The organism is Diaphorobacter sp. JS3050 (assembly GCF_013154915.1).
GTDB lineage: Bacteria > Pseudomonadota > Gammaproteobacteria > Burkholderiales > Burkholderiaceae_C > Diaphorobacter > Diaphorobacter nitroreducens.
The window spans coordinates 3,142,137-3,157,712 of record NZ_CP053553.1; the positions used below are offsets into that span (position 1 = coordinate 3,142,137).

Annotated in this window: 14 protein-coding genes; 9 read left to right on the forward strand and 5 right to left on the reverse strand. The window is 69.7% G+C overall.

Going from position 1 to position 15,576, the window contains the following annotated elements; all coding sequences use genetic code 11:
• The first annotated feature begins 25 nt into the window (after positions 1–25).
• The 8 genes from HND92_RS15065 to HND92_RS15100 all read left to right on the forward strand — a co-directional run bounded on the left by HND92_RS15065 (position 26) and on the right by HND92_RS15100 (position 7,670).
• Complete coding sequence (locus HND92_RS15065; protein ID WP_172208140.1) at positions 26–343, forward strand: EamA family transporter; 318 nt, start codon at positions 26–28, stop codon at positions 341–343.
• 83 nt (positions 344–426) lie between these two features.
• Positions 427–1,428, forward strand: coding sequence for a LacI family DNA-binding transcriptional regulator (locus HND92_RS15070; RefSeq protein WP_172209348.1), 1,002 nt, complete (start codon positions 427–429; stop codon positions 1,426–1,428).
• A gap of 32 nt (positions 1,429–1,460) precedes the next feature.
• Complete coding sequence (locus HND92_RS15075; protein ID WP_172208142.1) at positions 1,461–2,474, forward strand: ABC transporter substrate-binding protein; 1,014 nt, start codon at positions 1,461–1,463, stop codon at positions 2,472–2,474.
• A complete protein-coding gene (locus HND92_RS15080) occupies positions 2,471–3,280 on the forward strand; it encodes an iron ABC transporter permease (protein WP_172208144.1) in 810 nt (269 codons plus the stop codon). Before HND92_RS15075 ends, HND92_RS15080 begins: the two co-directional genes overlap by 4 nt.
• A 9-nt stretch (positions 3,281–3,289) precedes the next feature.
• Positions 3,290–4,090: an ABC transporter permease gene (locus HND92_RS15085; RefSeq protein ID WP_172208146.1), complete on the forward strand. Its 801-nt coding sequence runs from the start codon at positions 3,290–3,292 to the stop codon at positions 4,088–4,090.
• On the forward strand, positions 4,080–5,141 hold the full coding sequence (locus HND92_RS15090) for an ABC transporter ATP-binding protein (protein ID WP_172208148.1): 1,062 nt from the start codon (positions 4,080–4,082) through the stop codon (positions 5,139–5,141). Before HND92_RS15085 ends, HND92_RS15090 begins: the two co-directional genes overlap by 11 nt.
• Positions 5,138–5,977, forward strand: a complete 840-nt coding sequence (locus HND92_RS15095) for a phosphodiesterase (RefSeq protein WP_172208150.1) — start codon at positions 5,138–5,140, stop codon at positions 5,975–5,977. Before HND92_RS15090 ends, HND92_RS15095 begins: the two co-directional genes overlap by 4 nt.
• Positions 5,978–5,999: 22 nt before the next feature.
• Positions 6,000–7,670, forward strand: a complete 1,671-nt coding sequence (locus HND92_RS15100) for a Na/Pi cotransporter family protein (protein WP_135149635.1) — start codon at positions 6,000–6,002, stop codon at positions 7,668–7,670.
• Here HND92_RS15100 and HND92_RS15105 read toward each other — a convergent pair whose 3' ends face one another.
• From HND92_RS15105 to HND92_RS15115, 3 genes are all read right to left on the reverse strand, one after another.
• Positions 7,671–8,639 carry a bile acid:sodium symporter family protein gene (locus HND92_RS15105; RefSeq protein ID WP_172208152.1) on the reverse strand — a complete coding sequence of 323 codons (969 nt, stop codon included), beginning with the start codon at positions 8,637–8,639 and terminating at the stop codon, positions 7,671–7,673.
• A gap of 221 nt (positions 8,640–8,860) precedes the next feature.
• A complete protein-coding gene (locus HND92_RS15110) occupies positions 8,861–9,682 on the reverse strand; it encodes an NUDIX domain-containing protein (RefSeq protein WP_172208154.1) in 822 nt (273 codons plus the stop codon).
• The gene (locus HND92_RS15115; protein ID WP_103737068.1) at positions 9,679–10,665 is read right to left on the reverse strand and encodes a quinone oxidoreductase; all 987 of its coding nucleotides are present in this window, start codon (positions 10,663–10,665) and stop codon (positions 9,679–9,681) included. Before HND92_RS15115 ends, HND92_RS15110 begins: the two co-directional genes overlap by 4 nt.
• Positions 10,666–10,797: 132 nt before the next feature.
• Here HND92_RS15115 and HND92_RS15120 point away from each other — a divergent pair, with 132 nt between their 5' ends.
• Positions 10,798–11,700, forward strand: a complete 903-nt coding sequence (locus HND92_RS15120) for a DMT family transporter (RefSeq protein WP_041838882.1) — start codon at positions 10,798–10,800, stop codon at positions 11,698–11,700.
• Positions 11,701–11,723: 23 nt separating this feature from the next.
• Here HND92_RS15120 and HND92_RS15125 read toward each other — a convergent pair whose 3' ends face one another.
• Both HND92_RS15125 and HND92_RS15130 read right to left on the reverse strand, forming a co-directional pair.
• Complete coding sequence (locus HND92_RS15125) at positions 11,724–14,408, reverse strand: EAL domain-containing protein (protein WP_172208156.1); 2,685 nt, start codon at positions 14,406–14,408, stop codon at positions 11,724–11,726.
• Positions 14,405–15,487 (reverse strand): TRAP transporter substrate-binding protein, encoded by a 1,083-nt coding sequence (locus tag HND92_RS15130; protein ID WP_172209350.1) that lies wholly within the window; start codon positions 15,485–15,487, stop codon positions 14,405–14,407. The genes HND92_RS15125 and HND92_RS15130 overlap by 4 nt, the downstream gene beginning before the upstream one ends.
• Positions 15,488–15,576: the final 89 nt, after the last annotated feature.

Consider the following 15,576-nt stretch of genomic DNA (forward strand, 5'->3'; position numbering starts at 1 on the left):
GCGTGAGGCCGTAGGCGCGCACGAAGTGGCGCGTGAACTGCCCGCAGCCGCGCTGCCTCCGCCCGAAGCGCTCGCAGCCGTGGCCTGGTATGCGCTGGTGCCTACGGTGGGCGGCTTTCTGCTGTGGTATGCGGGCGCCGCGCGCGTTGCCGGCAGCGAGGCGGCGGCCTTCACTGCCATTGCGCCACTCACGGCGGTGGCGCTCGCGGCGCTCTGGCTGGGCGAGCCCGTGGGCGCGCGGCAGGCATTGGGGGCGTTGGCGGTGCTGCTGGACATCCTCGTGCTGACGCTGCCTCGGCGCACCCAGGCCGCGCTCCGCGTGGGCACCATTGCCCAGGGTTAACCCGATCGGGCCGCATGTCATCGCGGCGTCATACTCGCGTGGTGCAATGAAATCGATTTCATTACGCCATGCCGAAGGAACCCCTGAACATCCACAACGTCGCCGCGCTCGCGGGCGTCTCCGCCGCCACCGTGTCCCGGGCCTTCAACTTCCCCGACAAGGTGGCGCCCGCCACGCGCGACCTGATAGCGCAGGCGGCGCGCGAACTCGGCTACCACCCCAACGCGAGCGCCCGCACGCTGCGCACCCAGCGCAGCCGCGTGCTCGGCGTGGTGCTGCCCACCCTGCTCAACCCGGTCTTCGCCGAATGCCTGCAGGGCATCGCCCTGGCGGCAGCCGCGGGTGGCTACGCCATCGTGCCGGTCATGACGCGCTACGAGGAAGAGCAGGAGCAGCAGGCCGTCACGCAGTTGCTGGCCGCCAACGTGGACGGCATGATCCTGGTCGTGTCCAGCCCGTCGCACTCGCGGGCCCTCCAGCGCCTGCGCGGCGCGGGCCTGCCGCACGTGCTGGCCTACAACGCCCACCCCGACCACCCCTGCATCTCGGTCGATGGCGAGGCCGCGGCGGCCGAGGCCGTGGCGCGGCTGGCGGCGCTAGGCCACCGGCGCATCGCCATGGTCAGCGGCACGCTGGCGGCCTCCGACCGGGCCCAGCAGCGCTACCGCGGCTACCTGCGCGGCATGGCGGCAGCGGGGCTGGCCGCGCCGCCCGTGGTGGAGGTGCCCTTCGTCGACACCGCCGTCGAGGCGCTGTCGCAGTACCTGCGAGCGCCCCAGCGGCCCACGGCCCTGTTCTGCTCCAACGACCTGCTGGCCATACGCAGCCTGCGCGCCGCGCGCCTGACGGGGCTGTCCGTTCCGCAGGATCTGGCCGTCATCGGCTTCGACGGCATCGCCATCGGCCAGGACCTCACTCCGGCGCTGAGCACCATCGCGCAGCCCAACGATGACATCGGCCGCCACAGCGTGGAGCTGCTGGTGCGGTCGATTGCCCGCGGCAGCCCGCCCGGCGCCAGCGACAGCCTGTACCTGCCCTACCGCTTCTGCGATGGCGAGTCCTGCGGACCCGCCCCGCTCGTTTGACCCCGCCCTTTTCCAACCCAAGGAGAATCCCCATGACCTCGACCCTGCAACGCTTCGCCCGCATCGGCGTGCTGGCGGCCGCCGGCCTGGCAGCCACCGGCGCCTGGGCGCAGACGGCCATTTGCTACAACTGCCCCACCGAGTGGGCGGACTGGGGCACGCAGTTGCGCGCCATCAAGGCCAAGACCGGCGTCACGGTGCCGGCCGACAACAAGAATTCGGGCCAGGCACTGGCGCAGCTGGTGGCCGAAAAGGGCAGCCCGGTGGCCGACGTGACCTACCTGGGCGTGACCTTCGCCATCCAGGCGCAAAAGGACGGCGTGGTCGCGCCCTACCAGCCCGCGGGCTGGAAGGACATTCCAGACGGGATGAAGGACCCGGCCGGCAACTGGTTCAGCATCCACTCGGGCACGCTGGGCTTCATGGTCAACGTGGATGCGCTCAAGGGCAAGCCGGTCCCGAAGTCCTGGGCAGACCTGCTCAAGCCCAACTACAAGGGGCTGGTCGGCTACCTCGACCCGGCCTCGGCCTTCGTCGGCTACGTGGGCGCGGTCGCGGTCAACGAGGCGCGCGGCGGCACGCTTGCCAACTTCGCGCCGGCCATCGACTACTTCAAGGCGCTGCAGAAGAACGAACCCATCGTGCCCAAGCAGACCTCGTATGCCCGCGTGCTGTCGGGCGAGATCGCCATCCTGCTGGACTATGACTTCAACGCCTACCGCGCCAAGTACAAGGACCACGCCAACGTGCAGTTCGTCATCCCCGCCGAAGGCACGGTGGTCGTGCCCTACGTGATGAGCATGGTGAACAAGGCGCCCCACCCGGCCGAGGCCAAGAAGGTGCTGGATTTCGTGCTCTCCGACGAGGGCCAGGCCATCTGGGCCAAGGCCTACCTGCGCCCGGTGCGCGCCGGCGCCATGCCCAAGGAGGTGCAGGCCCAGTTCCTGCCGGCCTCCGAATACGCCCGCGCCAAGACCGTGGACTACGCCGGCATGGCCGCGGCGCAGCGCGGCTTCTCCGACCGCTACCTCAAGGAAGTACGTTGAGCCCGCGCCAGCGCCTGCTGCTGGCCGGCTGCGCGGCTCCGGCGGGCGTCTTCTTCCTGGCCTTCTGGCTGCTGCCGGTGCTGCGCCTTCTGGCGCTGCCGGCGGAGAAGGGCTGGGGCACCTATTTCGTGGTGCTGACCGACGGCCGCTACATGGAGAGCATGCTCAACACGGTGCTGCTGTCGGTGGCGGTGACGCTGGCCACTCTGGTGATCGGCGCCACGGTGGGCATCTACCTGGCGCGGCGCAGCTTCTTCGGCAAGCGCCTGCTGCTGGCCCTGCTGACGCTGCCGCTGTCGTTCCCCGGCGTGATCATCGGCTTCTTCGTGATCCTGCTGGGCGGACGCCAGGGGCTGGTGGCGGAGCTGTCCAGCCAGCTCTTCGGCGAGCGCATCACCTTCGCCTACGGGCTGCTGGGCCTGTTCCTGGCCTACCTGTATTTCTCGCTGCCGCGCGCCATCGCCACCTATGCGGCAGCGGCCGAGGCCATGGACCTGCAGCTCGAGGAGGCCGCGCGCTCGCTGGGCGCGTCGCGCCTGCGCATCGTGCGCGACGTGTGGCTGCCCGAACTCGCGCCCACCACCGTGGCCTGCGGCGCCATCCTGTTCGCCACGTCGATGGGCGCGTTCGGCACCGCCTTCACGCTGGCGAGCAAGTTCGAGGTGGTGCCCATCACCATCTACAACGAGTTCACCAACTACGCCAATTTCGCGCTGGCCGCGTCGCTGTCCATCGCGCTGGGCATCGTCACCTGGCTGGCGCTGTTCCTGACGCGCCAGTTCGGCAGCGGCCAGGCTGCACGCTGAGGGCATCGCATGCGACAACCAACGCACAACCGCGCTCCGTTCCTGTTCGCTGTCACCGCGCTCACCAGCCTGTTCATGATCGCGCCCATGCTGCTGTCGGTGCTGGCCGGCCTGGTCAACAACTACAGCGTGGGCATCAAGAGCGGCTTCACGCTGCGCTGGCTGCAGGAGGTGTGGGAGGTCTACGGCGGCACCGTCGGCTGGTCGCTGGCCATTGCCGCGGCCAGCGTGGCGGCCACGGCCGCCATCGGCGTGCCCTGCGCCTACGCGCTGGCGCGCAGCCGCTCGCGCCTGGCGCGCGCCTTCGAGGAACTGCTGACCCTGCCCGTGGCCGTGCCGGGCCTGGCGACGGCACTGGCGCTGATCCTGGCCTACGGCCAGATCGCGGCCTTCCGCCAGAGCTTTGCCTTCATCCTCGTGGGCCACATCGTCTTCACCCTGCCCTTCATGGTGCGCACCGTGGCCTCGGCCTTCCAGCGCAACGACCTGGTCGCGCTCGAAGAGGCCGCGCGCACGCTCGGCGCCAGCTTTCCCCAGCGCTTCCTGGGCGTGCTGGTGCCGGCCGTGTTCCCGGCCATCGTCGCGGGCGCGCTGATGGTGTTCACGCTCTCGGTCGGCGAGTTCAATCTGACCTGGATGCTGCACACCCCGCTGACCCGCACCCTGCCCGTGGGCCTGGCCGACAGCTATGCGTCGATGCGCATCGAGATCGGCTCGGCCTACACGCTGGTGTTCTTCATCGTCATCCTTCCGGTGCTGTGGGCCTTGCAGGCCCTGGCCCAGCTCATGCAGAAACGCTATGGAACTTGAACGCATCCCGGTCGACATCGACCACTGCTCCAAAACCTACGCCGACGGCACACGCGGCCTGCAGCCCACCAGCCTGCATGTCGAGCCCGGCGAGGTGCTCGCGCTGCTGGGGCCCTCGGGCTGCGGCAAGACCACGCTGCTGCGCCTGATCGCCGGGCTGGAGACGCTGGACGCGGGCGGGCGCATCCTGTTCGGCGACCAGGACGTGACCCACCGCCCGGTCGAGCAGCGCGGCGTGGGCATGGTGTTCCAGAGCTACGCGCTGTTCCCGCAGATGAGCGTGGCCGCCAACATCGGCTACGGCCTGCGCATCCGGGGCGCATCCGCCGCCGAGGAACGCCGCGCGGTGGGCGAGCTGGTGGAGCTCACGCGCCTCACCGGCCTCGAATCCAAGCGCCCGGGTGAACTCTCGGGCGGCCAGCGCCAGCGCGTGGCCCTGGCGCGCGCCGTGGCCGTGCGCCCGCGCGTGCTGCTGCTCGACGAGCCGCTGGCGGCGCTGGACGCCAAGCTCAAGGAGTCGCTGCGCGAGGAGCTGGCCGAACTGCTGCGGCGGCTGCACATCACCGCCATCCACGTCACGCACGACCAGCAGGAAGCCATGGCGATCGCCGACCGGCTGGCGGTGATGCGCGCCGGCAGCATCGTGCAAGTGGGCCGAGGCGAGGACCTGTACCGCGCGCCCGCCCATCCCTTCGTGGCCGAGTTCCTCGGCCGGGTGAACCGCATCGAGCGCACGCCCGAATCGCAGGCGCGCGGCGTGCTGACGCTGGGCGGCATGACGCTGACCTGCCCGCCAGCGCTGAGCCAGAGCGCGCTGCTGGTGCGCCCGGAGGACATACAGATCGGCCCGCGCCAGGACGGCTGGGGCATGGCGCGGGTCGAGCAGCGCAGCTTCCTCGGCGACCGCGTGCAGCTGCGCCTGAGCGCAGCCGGTATTGCAAGTACCCTATTGGCCGACGTGGGGCGCGACGCGCCCTACCGCAACGGCGACGAGGTGGGCATCCACATCGATCCCCAACGCCTGATGAGTACCGCGGAGGCCAGCGCATGAACCCCACCCCCTACACCTTCCTGGTCCAGATCACCGACCTGCACATCCGCGAGCCCGGCCGCCTGGCCTACGGCCGCATCGACACCGCGCCCTACCTGCGGCGCACGGTGGACAGCGTGCTGGCCCTGCGCCAGCAACCCGACGCGCTCGTCATCACCGGCGACCTGTCGGACTTCGGCCGCGAGGCCGAATACGCGCACCTGGCCGCACTGCTGGCGCCGCTCGGCGACCTACCCGTGTACCTGCTGCCCGGCAACCACGACGAGCGCGCGCAATTGCGCCGCAGCTTCGCGCGGCACGGCTACCTGCAGGGCGGCGGCGAATTCGTGCAGTACAGCGTGAAAGTCGGCCCGCTGCGCCTGATCGCGCTGGACACGATGGTGCCGGGCGAGAGCCACGGCGCGCTGTGCGCCGCGCGCCTGCAGTGGCTGGAGGACGAACTCGCCGCCTGCCGCGGCGAGCCCGTGGTCATCGCCATGCACCACCCGCCGTTTCGCACGCTCATCGGCCACATGGACAAGATCGGCCTGCTCGAGGGCGCCGGGCAGCTCGAAGCCATCGTGGCGCGCCACCCCAACGTGGAGCGCATCATCTGCGGGCACCTGCACCGCGCCATCGACGTGCGCTTCGGCGGCACCATCGCCTCCACCTGCCCCGCGCCGGGACACCAGGTGGCGCTGGACCTGCAGCCCGATGCGCCCTCGGCCTGGATGCTGGAGCCGCCGGCCCTGCGCGTGCACGCCTGGGACGGCCAGCGCCTGGTTTCGCATCTCGCGGCATCGGGAATCTTCGAAGGCCCCTATCCTTTCCACGAGAATGGCATGCTCATAGACTGATAGCACTGCACCACCGTTCTCCATGAAGCACCTGCTGAATCTGCTGGCCGCCATTGCCCTGCTGGTGTGGGGCATCCAGATGGTGCGCACCGGCATCCTGCGCGTTTTCGGCGCCAATTTGCGCCAGCTGATCGCGCGCGGCGTGCGCACGCGGCTGCTGGCCGTGCTCTCGGGCATAGGGGTGACGGCGGTGGTGCAGTCCAGCACCGCCACGGCGCTGATCGTGTCGGCCTTCGTGGGCCAGGGCATGATTTCGCTGATGGCGGCGCTGACCGTGATGCTGGGCGCCGACGTGGGCTCGGCGCTGATGGCGGTGGTGTTTTCCCTGGACCTGTCCTGGCTCTCGCCGCTGTGCATTTTTGTCGGCGTCGTGCTGTTCGTCGCACGCCAGGACGCCAAGCCGGGGCGCGTGGGGCGCGTGCTCATCGGCCTGGGCCTGATGCTGCTGGCGCTGCGCCTGATCACCGAGTCCACACTGGTGCTGACGCAGTCAGAGGTGGTGCGCGCCCTGCTCATGACGCTGACCAGCGACATCACGCTGGAGGTGCTAACCGGCGCCATTTTGGCCGTGATCTCTTACTCCAGCCTGGCCACGGTGCTGCTGGTGGCCACGCTGGCAGGCTCGGGCGGCATTCCCACCGAGGTGGCACTGGGCCTGGTGGTGGGCGCCAACCTGGGCAGCGGCGTGCTGGCCGTGCTCACCACGCTGCGCTCCAGCCTGCAGATGCGCCAGGTGCCGATCGGCAACCTGCTGTTCAAGATGGTGGGGGCGCTGGTCATGATTCCGCTCATCGGCCTGTGGCATACCCATATCCAGGCCCTGGTGCCCGACAAGGCCGGCCAGGTGGTGCTGTTTCACCTGGCCTTCAACTTCATGGTGGCGCTCTTGTGCCTGCCCATCGCCGGCCACATCGCCACCGCGGTGAAGAAAATCACCCCCAAGGAGGAGGTGTCGGCCGCGCTGTCGCGCCCGCACCATCTCGACGCCTCGGCCCTGTCCACGCCCTCGCTGGCCATCTCCTGCGCCGCGCGCGAAGCCCTGCACCTGGCCGACCTGGTGGAGACCATGCTGGGCGGCCTGAAGACCGTGTGGCAGACCGACGACCAGAAGCTGGGCCAGGAGCTGCGCGCCCTGGACGACCAGGTGGACAGCCTGTACTCGGCCATCAAGTACTACATGACCAAGATCTCGCGCTCCGAGCTGGACGAAGGCGAGGGGCGGCGCTGGACCGAAATCATCAGCTTCACCATCAACATGGAGCAGATCGGCGATCTGGTGGAGCGCGTGCTGCAGGACGTGGAGGACAAGAAGATCAAGAAGGGGCGCCAGTTCTCGCACGCCGGCCTGCAGGAAATCAATGAAATGCACGACCACTTGGTGGCCAACCTGCGCCTGGCCATGAGCGTGTTCCTGACCAGCAATGTGCGCGACGCGCAAAAGCTGCTGGAGGAAAAAAACCGTTTCCGCGAGCTGGAACTGGCCTACGCCGCAACCCACCTGAACCGGCTGGCGGAAAACACCATCCAGAGCATAGAAACCAGCTCGCTGCACATCGACATCATCAGCGACCTCAAGCGCATCAACTCGCTGCTGTGCTCGGTGGCCTATCCGGTGCTGGAAGCCAATGCCGCCATCCGCCCGCTGCATGCGAAGGCGGCAGGCGCCCCGGCGATGCCCGACGAGCGGCTGTAGTCAGGCGCGCCGGGCGTAGCGCTGCGCCAGCACCGCGCACACCATGAGCTGCATCTGGTGGAACACCATCAGCGGCAGCACGATGGCGCCCGCGGCCTCCGAGGGGAACAGCACCTTGGCCATGGGTACGCCGCTCACCAGGCTCTTCTTGGAGCCACAGAACACGATGGTGATCTCATCCTCCTTGGAAAAACCCAGGCGCCGCGCCAGCCAAGTGGTGGCGGTGAGCGCCAGCCCCAAGATCACCGCGCACACCACCAGCAGGCCGGCCAGCGCGGGCAGCGGCAACTCGCGCCACAGGCCGCCCACCACGGCTGCGCTGAATGCGGTGTAGACCACCAGCAGCACCGAGCCCTGGTCCACGTACTTGAGCGTCGCCGCGTGGCGGCCAATGAAACCGCCGATCCACGGCCGCAGCAGGTGCCCCGCAACGAAGGGCAGCATCAGCTGCAGCATGATGCGACCGATGCTGCCCAGCACGTCCTGCTGCACCGTGCCCGAGGCCTGCGGCAGCACCACGCCCACCAACAGCGGCGTGATCACGATACCCAGCAGGGTGGAGGCCGAGGCGCTGCAGATGGCCGCCGCCATGTTGCCGCGCGCCACTGCCGTGAAGGCGATGGCCGACTGCACCGTGGCCGGCAGCACACACAGGAACAGCACGCCGGTGTACAGCTCGGGCGTCACCAGCGGCTGCAGCACCGGCCGCAGCACCAGGCCCAGCACCGGAAACAGCATGAAGGTGCTGGCCACCACCAGCAGATGCAACCGCCAGTGGCCGATGCCCGCGATCACGGCCTCGCGCGACAGCTTGGCGCCGTGCATGAAGAACAGCAGCGCCACCACGCCCACGGTGGCCTTCTCGAAAAACGCGCCCACGGCGCCGGATGCAGGCAGCAGGCTGGCCAGCGTGACGGTGGCCACGAGGGCAAGGGTGAAGTTGTCGGGCAGCAGACGGGAACGGGCCATGGTGTGCGAAGAGCGGTGGAGAAAGCGTGCCGTAGTGCGGCGAGCCTGCCGGCGCAGGCATGAGGCCTGGATTGTCGGGCATGTGCCCCTATGGCGTCGGCGCGCCGCATGTTCTCCAGTCCGCTGCACAGGCAACCGCCGCGGCGGCGCTCCACTAACGAATGAGATCGCTGTCTAACGCTTGTCCATTATGCGGTAACAGCTATTGTTTTGATAGCAAATCACCATCCGTAAAAACCGGCCAGCACCAGCGCCGCCTCCGGCGTGAACGCCCCTTGAGCCAGGCGCTCGTGCACCTCGCCATGGGGCAGGCATTCGAAGTGCGCCACTTCGCCATCCTGGTTCACCGGCACCACGCCCTCGGGCACGGTGGCGTGGAACCAGTCGATGCGCTCCACCATGTAGCCGGTGCCACCCGCCTCGCTGCTGGGCTGCGCAAACTGCACATGGCCGCCGGCTGCCAGGGCCTGCAGTTGCTCCAGGCGCAGCCCGGCCTCCTCCCATGTCTCGCGCGCCAGGGCTTCATGCAGGCTGTCGGCCGCGGACACCATTCCGCCCATCAGCGTGTCCCACTGGCCGGGGTTGTTGGGCTTGGTGAAGGAGCGCTGCTGCACCCACAGGGCGCCCCCCGCCGTGCGGCCCACCAGGTGCACGGCCTGCGTGGCCAGGCCCAGCACGCGCACGGCCCCGCGCTCCACGGTCGCCAGGCGCCGGCCATCGGGCGTGCACACGGCCAATTGCTCGTCGCGCCAGGGGCCGCAGCAGCCCGCCGTGCGCAGCGCATGGGCCAGCGCATTCAGCGCCGCCGTGGCCTCCTGCGCCGGCAGGGCCCAGGCGGGTTGCCCTTGATGCTCTACTTGTGATAGCTGCCAGCGCTTGTCCAGTAACCTCTGGATGCCAATCTGGTCAAAAACCGCGGCATCCACCGACCCCACGCACTCGCGCCCCAACAGCAGCGGCACGCGCGGTGCCACTGGCGGGCAATGCGCCTGCCGGCGTGCGGCGGCCACCCAGGCGGGCGCCGGCTGGCTGGGCGCCGTCATTCCAGCGTGAGGATGGTGGAGCCCGTGGTCTTGCGCGCCTCCAGGTCGCGGTGCGCCTGCTGCACGTCGCGCAGCGCATAGCGCTGGGCAATGTGGATCTTCACCTGGCCGCTGGCCACCACGGCGAACAGGTCGTCCGCCATGGCCTGCGTGGCCTCGCGCGTGGTGATGTGGCTGAACAGCGTCTGGCGCGTGACGTACAGCGAGCCCTTGGCGCCCAGCATACCGGGTGCGAACGGCGCCACGGGGCCCGACGCGTTGCCGAAGCTGGCCATCAACCCGAAGGGACGCAGGCAATCCAGCGACTTGTCCCAGGTGTCCTTGCCCACGGAGTCGTACACCACCTTCACGCCGCGCCCGCCGGTGATCTCCTTGACCCGGGCGGCGAAGTCTTCCTTGGCATAGTTGATGGCGTAGGCCGCGCCGTTGTCCAGCGCCAGCTGGCACTTGGCGTCCGATCCTGCGGTGCCGATGAGCTGCAGGCCCAGGGCCTTGGCCCACTGGCAGGCGATCAGGCCCACGCCCCCCGCGGCCGCGTGGAACAGCACGAAGTCGCCGGGCTCCAGCCCTTCGACGGGGCGGGTTTTCTTCAGCAGGTACTGGGCGGTCAGGCCCTTGAGCATCATGGCCGCACCGGTCTCGAAGCTGATCGCATCGGGCAGCTTGCACACGCACTTGGCGGGCATCACGCGCACTTCGCAGTAGCTGCCGGGCGGCTGGCTGGCGTAGGCCGCGCGGTCGCCAACACGCAGGTGCGTGACGCCCTCGCCCACCGCCTCGATCACACCCGCGCCCTCCATGCCGATGCTGGCCGGCATGTTCAAGGGGTACAGGCCGGTGCGGTGGTACACGTCGATGAAGTTCAGGCCCACCGCGCGGTGGCGGATGCGCACCTCGCCCGGGCCGGGCTCGCCGACCTGCACGTCAACGATCTGGAGTTCTTCGGGGCCACCGTGCTGGCGGATCTGAACGGCGAGGGTCATGGGAATGGGTCTCCTGGAATGATTGCAAGCGAACGCCGCAGATGCTGCCATGATTTGCCAGCCCTTGCCGTGCGCGGGACACACACGGGAGGACGCCGACTGTCACGTCTTTCGCTTACAGTTGCTGCCCCTATGACCCAACGACTCTCACCGGGCACGATTGCGATGCTCGTGGCCGCGCCGCTGCTATGGGCCGGCAATGCCGTGGTTGGCCGCGCGCTGAACACGCTGATCCCGCCCATCACCCTGAACTTCGTGCGCTGGCTGCTGGCGTTTGCGTTGCTGCTGCCGCTGGCCTGGCAGGTGCTGCGCCCCGGCAGCCCGCTGTGGCCGCACTGGCGCCGCTATGCGCTGCTGGGCCTGCTGGGCATCGGCAGCTACAACGCGCTGCAGTACCTGGCACTGCAGACCTCCACGCCGCTGAACGTGACGCTGGTGGGCTCGGGCATGCCGGTATGGATGCTCATCATCGGCGCGCTGTGCTTCGGCGTGCCGGCCTCGCGCAGGCAAATAGCGGGAGTGCTGCTGTCAGTGGCCGGCGTGGTGCTGGTGCTCAGCCGCGGCAGCTGGGAGCAGTTGCTGGCACTGCGCCTGGTGCCGGGCGACCTGTACATGGTGGCGGCCACCATCTCCTGGTCGTTCTACAGCTGGCTGCTGGTGCGCACCAGCGAGCCGCGCGAACTGCGCGGCGACTGGGCGGCCTTCCTCATGGCGCAGATGATCTTCGGACTGGGCTGGTCGGGCGCCTTTGCGGGCGTGGAATGGTCACTGGGCGCCACGCAGATCACCTGGGGCTGGCCGCTGGCTGCTGGCCTGGCCTTCATCGCCGTGGGCCCGGCCATCCTGGCCTATCGCTTCTGGGGCGTGGCGGCGCAACGCGCGGGGCCGGTGGTGGGGGGATTCTTCATCAACCTCACACCGCTGTTCGCGGCAGTGCTGTCCACGGTCTTCCTCGGCGAAGCGCCGCACCTGTACCACGCCCTGGCGTTCGCACTGATCGTCGGCGGCATCGTGGTGTCGTCGCGCAGGGCCTGATCGGCTAGGGCCGCGCACAGGCGTCAGTGCGCTGCTGCGGGCTGCGCCTGCGGCGCGTCGCCGAAGCGGGCCTGCAGCACCTCCACCGGCATGGGGTGCGCCAGCAGGTAGCCCTGGTACACGTCGCAGCCATGCAGCGCGAGAAAGCTGCGCTGCTCCTCTGTCTCTACCCCCTCGACCACCACTTCCAGCTCCAGGTTGCGCGCCATGCCCAGGATGGTCTGCACCACCACATCGTCGCTGCGACTCTCGCCCAGGTGGTGCACGAAAGTGCGGTCGATCTTCAGCCGATGCAATGGCAGCCGCGTGAGGTAGGCCAGTGAAGAGTAGCCCGTGCCGAAGTCGTCCACGGCGAAGCGCACGCCCTTGGTGCGCAACTGGTGCATCTTGGCGATGGAGTCCTCCACGTCCTCCAGCACCAGGGATTCGGTGAGCTCCAGCTCCAGCCGGTGGGCCGGTGCGCCGCTGTGCTGCAGGAGCTGCGCCAGCTGCTCCACGCAGTCGGGGCTGCGGAACTGGCGCGCGCTCACATTCACGCTCAGCGACAGCTCGCGCAGCCGCGGCGATGCCTGCCAGCGCGCCAGCAGCTCGCAGGCGCTGGCCAGCACCCAGCGGCCCAGGGGTACGATGAGCTCGCTGTCCTCCGCCACGCCGATGAAATCCGCCGGCAGCACCAGGCCGCGCTCCGGGTGCTGCCAGCGCAGCAGCGCCTCAACCCCCACCACGGCGCCGTCGCGCGTGAACTGGGGCTGCAGGTGCAGCAGGAACTGCCCTTCGCGCAGCGCAGCCTGCAGGTCCGACTCCAGCCGCGCACGCGCGCTCAGCGCCACCTGCATGCGAGGGTCGAAGAAGCACACCGCGTTGCCGCGCTGCGCCTTGACCTGGTACATGGCGATGTCCGCCTGCTTGAGTACTTCGGCCGCAGTCTGCAGTACGCTGCCGAACAGCGCGGCGCCCACGCTGCAGCTGCCGTGGTAGCTCTGTCCCGCGATCGGATAGGGCTGCGCCAGCAGTTGCACGACCTTCTCGGCCACGGCGCGCACCTGCTCGCGGGCGCGTTCCGCCTCGGTCGCCAGGCCGGCCAGCAGCACCACGAATTCGTCCCCGCCCAGGCGCGCCACGATGTCGCCCACGCGCACGCCGCTTTCCAGGCGGCGGGCGACCTGCTGCAACAGGTAGTCCCCGATCTCGTGGCCCAGGGTGTCGTTGAGGGTCTTGAAGTGGTCCAGGTCGATGAACAGCACCGCGCCATGCGTGCCCGTACGCACCGCCGATGCGCTGGCGTCGCCCAGCTGATCCAGCAGCAGGCGCCGGTTGGGCAGGCCGGTGAGCTGGTCGTAGAACGCCAGGTGCTCCACCTCGGCCGTGGCCAGCCGCAGGTCGGTCACGTCGTGGTAGATGATGACCACGCCGCCATCGGCCGTGGCGCGCTCGGTGATCTGCACGTAATGGCCGTTGGGCAAAAGCTGCTCCACCCCGCCTCGCGGCGTGCACTGCTGCTGCAGGCGCTCCTCCACCCACGCGCGCTTTTCCTCCGCGCTCGCGCCGGGCAGGTGGTAGTGCACAGTCGTCTCCAGCACGCGGCGAAACGGCACGCCCTCCCCGATGGTGCTGACGAGCCAGGGGAACATCTCCTCGAAGCGCAGGTTCCACTGCACCACGCAGCGCTGTGCGTCCAGCAACACGAAGCCGCTCACCATGGCTTCGAGCGCCTGGTCCAGCGTGGCCTTGGAGCGCGCCACCACCCGCCGCGCACTGTGCATGCGCCGCAGGTACAGGGCGACCACGCTTCCCGCGGCCACCACCGTGGCCGCAAACAGCAGCGCGCCGAACAGCACCGTCAGCGCCTCCTGCCGCCAGCCCGCCAGCGCCGCGTCGCGCGGCAGGCTGACGGTGGCCCACAGATCGGGGTAGATGAGCGGACGCGCCACCACCATGGCCGGTTTGCCCGACAGCCGCGCGCTGGCCTGCCATGCGTGCACGCCATCGTCCGCGCTGCCTTCCTGCAGGACCGGCGCTGCGCGCTCCTGCCGCTCCACGGTCCCCTGTGGCGCCTCCACGCCCAGCAGCAGCACGCCTTGCGTGCGCTCCAGCGTCACTTCCATGTCGGGAACCTCCAGCCCCTGCATCAGCACCGCCACCAGTGCTTCCGTCGGCACCTGCGCGACGACCAGCAGCGGCGTGCCGTCGCCCATGCGCAACTGGCGCGCCATGTACAGCACCCGCTCGGAACTGGTAGGACTCACCACGGGTTGGCTGACGGACAGCGTGGCCACCGCGGGCGCGAGGGCGGCCGCCAGGAAGCCCTCGGGCAGCTCCACGCCGTCCAGTTCGCCGGTGGACGCCGAAGATGCCAGCACGGCGCCCCGCGCATCGAGCAGCGCCACGTAGCGCAGCAGGAGGTTCTGCCGCGCCACGCCGCGCAGCAGCGTGTCGGCCGCCGCCACGTCAAGGCCCGCACGGTCGCGTGCGCGCAGGGCCAGCAGCTCTTCCGTATGCGCCAACAGCACGTCGAAAGAGAGCAGCGTGCGGTTCATGCCCGCCTCCGCCCCCGCGGCAAAACGGGTGACGCGCGCCTCGGCAACGTCCAGCGCGTCCGCGCGCGTATGCCACAGCAGCACGGCCACCGCCACCGCCAGCCCCGCGAGCAGCGCAGCCACCACCCCCCAGGTGATCAGGTGCAGGCGCCTGCCGGGCATGGGCTTCATGGCTGCACCGGCGCGCTCATGCGGCGCGCAGGGCCGATGGTGCGATCCCAGATATCGCGGCAGCGGGCGCCGCAGCGCCGGACCCAGCGCGGCAGCACCACGGTGTTGAAGATGGTCTCGCGCCGCGCCTCGTCCTGCGCGCGCACCGGCACCAGCGCCATGGCGCCCTGGCGCCCCGTGGTGCAGCTGGGGCTCCCGACATTGCAGGCCAGGCCCTGCTCGGTCTCGCCCTGGGCACTGAGCCACACGGCCGTCTCCAGCTTGGGCAGCTCGGCCTGCAGCAGCTGGCGCAGATCGGCGGGCAGCGCCTGCCAGGCCGCGCGATTGGCCGCAAACACCGCCATGCCCCAGCTGATGGGCATGGGATAGAGATAGGCCGCATGTGCGTGCAGACCGAGGATGTTGCCCGACATGCTGGCGGTGACGGCGCATTCGCTGGCGCCCGTCTCCATGCTCTTGACCACCTGTGCGAACGGCACGCGCTGGGGCTTGGCGCCCAGCGCCGCAAAAAAATCGCCCTGCGCGGCCGAGGACACCCGCACATGCCGTCCGCGCAGGTCATCCAGGCCCAGCAGCGGGTCCTTGCAGAACAGCACCTGCGCCGGGTAAACGTAAACCGCCAGCAGCTCCACGCCATGCTCCTCGCGCAGGGCTTTCTCCAGGTACGGACGGAAGGCCGCGAGCGAAGCGCGCAGCGTCGCCAAGTCCGGATTCAGCCCCGGCAGGTCCACGGCGGTGTACTGGGGGTACTGTGCCGACAGGGAGCTCATCAGCACCGTGCCGAAGGGCACCACGCCCAGTTGCAAGAGGCGCAGCATCTCCATGCCCGGAACGCCGGCACGGTCGAAGGGCACGATGTCGGCGCGGTAGCGGCCCTCGCTCAGGCGCGGCAGATCGCGCGTCCAGAAGGGCGCCTCCAGTTGCGTGTACTGCGTGACGCCTGCCAGCCCTCCCACCACGCGCAGGCGCAACTGCGGGGCATCGGCCGCTGGCGTGTCCGGCGCGCCGGCGTGCGCGGCCGCGCACAGCAGCGCCGCGCCCCACAGGGCCAGCCGCCCGCGCAGTGCGGGGCAGCGCATCGGTCGTCCCAGCAGTTGCATGCAACACCCTTTCGGCACCTGAGCCCCGCAGCCACCCGCCCCCATCGCGGCGTAGGGCATGGCGGTCG

Bases quoted from the DNA above. Each gene is read 5' to 3' on its own strand.
- HND92_RS15085 (WP_172208146.1), top strand. From the start codon at position 3,290: ATGCGACAACCAACGCACAACCGCGCTCCGTTCCTGTTCGCTGTCACC.
- HND92_RS15110 (WP_172208154.1), bottom strand. From the start codon at position 9,682: ATGACGGCGCCCAGCCAGCCGGCGCCCGCCTGGGTGGCCGCCGCACGC.
- HND92_RS15095 (WP_172208150.1), top strand. From the start codon at position 5,138: ATGAACCCCACCCCCTACACCTTCCTGGTCCAGATCACCGACCTGCAC.
- HND92_RS15130 (WP_172209350.1), bottom strand. From the start codon at position 15,487: ATGCGCTGCCCCGCACTGCGCGGGCGGCTGGCCCTGTGGGGCGCGGCG.
- HND92_RS15125 (WP_172208156.1), bottom strand. From the start codon at position 14,408: ATGAAGCCCATGCCCGGCAGGCGCCTGCACCTGATCACCTGGGGGGTG.
- HND92_RS15075 (WP_172208142.1), top strand. From the start codon at position 1,461: ATGACCTCGACCCTGCAACGCTTCGCCCGCATCGGCGTGCTGGCGGCC.
- HND92_RS15105 (WP_172208152.1), bottom strand. From the start codon at position 8,639: ATGGCCCGTTCCCGTCTGCTGCCCGACAACTTCACCCTTGCCCTCGTG.
- HND92_RS15115 (WP_103737068.1), bottom strand. From the start codon at position 10,665: ATGACCCTCGCCGTTCAGATCCGCCAGCACGGTGGCCCCGAAGAACTC.
- HND92_RS15090 (WP_172208148.1), top strand. From the start codon at position 4,080: ATGGAACTTGAACGCATCCCGGTCGACATCGACCACTGCTCCAAAACC.
- HND92_RS15120 (WP_041838882.1), top strand. From the start codon at position 10,798: ATGACCCAACGACTCTCACCGGGCACGATTGCGATGCTCGTGGCCGCG.
- HND92_RS15100 (WP_135149635.1), top strand. From the start codon at position 6,000: ATGAAGCACCTGCTGAATCTGCTGGCCGCCATTGCCCTGCTGGTGTGG.